Source organism: Amorphus orientalis, assembly GCF_030814015.1.
Lineage (GTDB): Bacteria > Pseudomonadota > Alphaproteobacteria > Rhizobiales > Amorphaceae > Amorphus > Amorphus orientalis.
Window position 1 is genome coordinate 1 of record NZ_JAUSUL010000011.1, and the last position, 2,705, is coordinate 2,705.

At 71.1% G+C, this 2,705-nt stretch carries 1 protein-coding gene; it reads left to right on the forward strand.

From position 1 onward, the window contains the following. A partial coding sequence (locus tag J2S73_RS21610; RefSeq protein ID WP_306887791.1) for an autotransporter outer membrane beta-barrel domain-containing protein occupies positions 1-2,705 on the forward strand: 2,705 nt, incomplete at both ends.

Sequence of the window (2,705 nt, forward strand, 5' to 3'; positions counted from 1 at the left end):
GCGCTCGGCGGCGATATCGCGATTGGCGGTAACCTCAGGCTCGACCAGTCGACGGACCGGACCTTTTCCGGAGCGCTCTCCGGAGCGGGCGTCTTGTCCAAGGCGGGGGCGGCGACGACGACGCTGTCGGGTGACGCGTCGGGCTTTACCGGCTCGACTTCGGCGTCCAACGGCACCCTCCGCGTGGCCAACGCCTTCGGTGCCAACGTTACGATCGCTGCGTCTGCCACCTTCGAGCTGGCCCAGTCGGCCGACCGAACGTTCGCCTCGGTCTTCCAGGGCCCCGGCGCTCTGTCCAAGACCGGTACCGGCGCGTCGATCCTCTCCGGCGCCAGCGGCTCGTACGCGGGGACCGCCACCGTTTCCGGCGGATCGCTTCTGGTGAACAACGTGCTCGGCAGCGGGGCGTCGTCGGTGCAGGTGGCGTCCGGCGGCACGCTGGGCGGCACGGGCACGGTCGGCGGCACCGTGACGGTGCAGTCCGGCGGCACGCTGTCTCCGGGGGCCAGCCCGGGCACCCTGACCATCGGCTCAGATCTGGTGCTTGACGCAGGATCGACCACCCTGTTCGAGCTGAACACGCCGGACGTCCAAGGCGGGGCGACCAACGACTTCGTGTCCGTCAGCAACAATCTGACGCTGGGTGGCGCGCTGCAGGCCCAGGTGGGCTCGGCCGGCTATTACAACCTGTTCGGCTACGGCGGCACGCTGTCGGGCACGTTCGCAAGCACCAGCGTGACCGGTGTCTCCGGCGCGAGCGGGAGCATCGACACGGCCCGGGCCGGCGAGGTCAATCTGACGGTGACCACCGGCGGCGGCGGCCAGACCATCCAGTTCTGGGACGGCGCCAACACCAGTGCCAACAACACCGTCGACGGCGGCACCGGCACCTGGGACGGCACCACCACCAACTGGACCACCAGCGACGGCTCGGCGAACGCCGCCTGGAAAAAGTCCGTCGGCGTGTTCATGGGCACGGCCGGCACGGTGACGGTGTCCGGCACGCAAGCCTTCGACACGCTGCAGGTCAAGACCGACGGCTATCAGGTGACGGGCGGGACGCTGGCGCTCGCGCCGGCGAGCGGCTCGGCCGGCACGGTCAATGTCGACGCCGGCGTGACCGCGACGATCGCCTCGACGATCGCCGACGGGACCGGCTCCAAGCTGGTGAAGGCCGGCTCGGGCACGCTGCGGCTGACCGGCGTGAACGCCTACACCGGCGGCACCGACGTCTCGGCCGGCCGGCTGATCGGGACCACCGGCTCCATCAAGGGGAATATCCAGAACGCCGGCACGGTGGAGTTCGCGCAGACGACGAACGGCACCTTCGCCGGCACGATCGGCGGGCTCGACGGCACCAGCGGGCAGATGGTGAAGTCCGGAGCGGGCACGCTGCGGCTCACCGGTGCGAGCAGCCTGCCGTGGTCGATCCTGGCCGGCTCGGTGGTCTCCACCACTCAGCTCTTCACCGGCGACGTGATGGTGGCCGCCGGCACCAACCTGACCTTCGACCAGGCCTTCGACGGCTCCTATGGAGGTGCGGTTACTGGGACGGGCGACATTCTCTATACCGGCGGCGGTCTGGTCCGGCTGACCGGCGACAACTCCGGCTACCGGGGCGAGACCACGGTCCGCGACTTCACCCTGACGCTGGGCGGCAACACGCTGGGCGGCAATCTGGTGCTGGGCTCCGGCGGCCGGCTTGCCGGCAACGGCACGGTGGGTCCGACGGTGGTCCAGAGCGGCGGCACGATCGCGCCGGGCAACTCACCGGGGACGATCACGGTCGCGGGCAATCTGACCTTCCAGCCGGGGTCGACCTACGAGGTGGAGACGGAGCCGGGAAGCAGCGTGTCGGACCTGATCGCGGTGACCGGCACGGCGACGCTGGCCGGCCGGGTGCTGCATGTCGGTCCGGACGGCGCCTACGCGCTCAGTTCCGGCTACACGATCCTGACGGCGGACGGGGGCGTGGTCGGCACCTTCGACGGGGTCACCTCGACGCTCGCCTTCCTCGATCCGTCGCTCGCCTACACGTCGAACGCCGTGACGCTGCGGCTTTCGCGCAACGACATCGGCTTTGCCGACATCGCCGACACGGCGAACCAGCGGGCGACGGGCTCCGGCATCGAGAGCCTGGGTATGGGCAACGCCGTCTACGACGCGGTGGCGCGCCTCGACGCGCCGACCGCGCGCCAGGCCTTCGACGCGCTCTCCGGCGAGATCCACGCCAGCCTGAAGACCGGGCTGGTGGAGGACTCGCGCTTCGTCCGCGACGCGGCCATGAGCCGGATCCAGCAGGCGTTCGCCTCGCTCGGCAATCCGGTGTGTCCGGAGATCAATGGCGCGGTGGCGCCGCTGAGCGAGGCCGAGCGCAGCAACCTCGCCCGGCGCGGCTGCTTCGGCCCGGCCGTGGAAGGGTTCTCCGCCTGGGGCGAGGGCTTCGGCTCGTGGGGCTCGAGCGACGGCACCGGCAACGCGGCCAAGCTCGACCGGGACACGGCGGGCTTCCTGGTCGGCGGCGATGCGGCCATCGGCGCGTTCGGCCGGGCCGGCTTCCTGGCCGGCTACCAGTCCTCCAGCTACGACGCCGACGCGCGGTCGTCGTCCGCCGACGCCACGCTCTACCATCTCGGCGCCTATGGCGGCACGGCCTGGCACGGGCTCAACCTGCGCGCCGGCGCGGCGTACTCGTGGGCCGACAT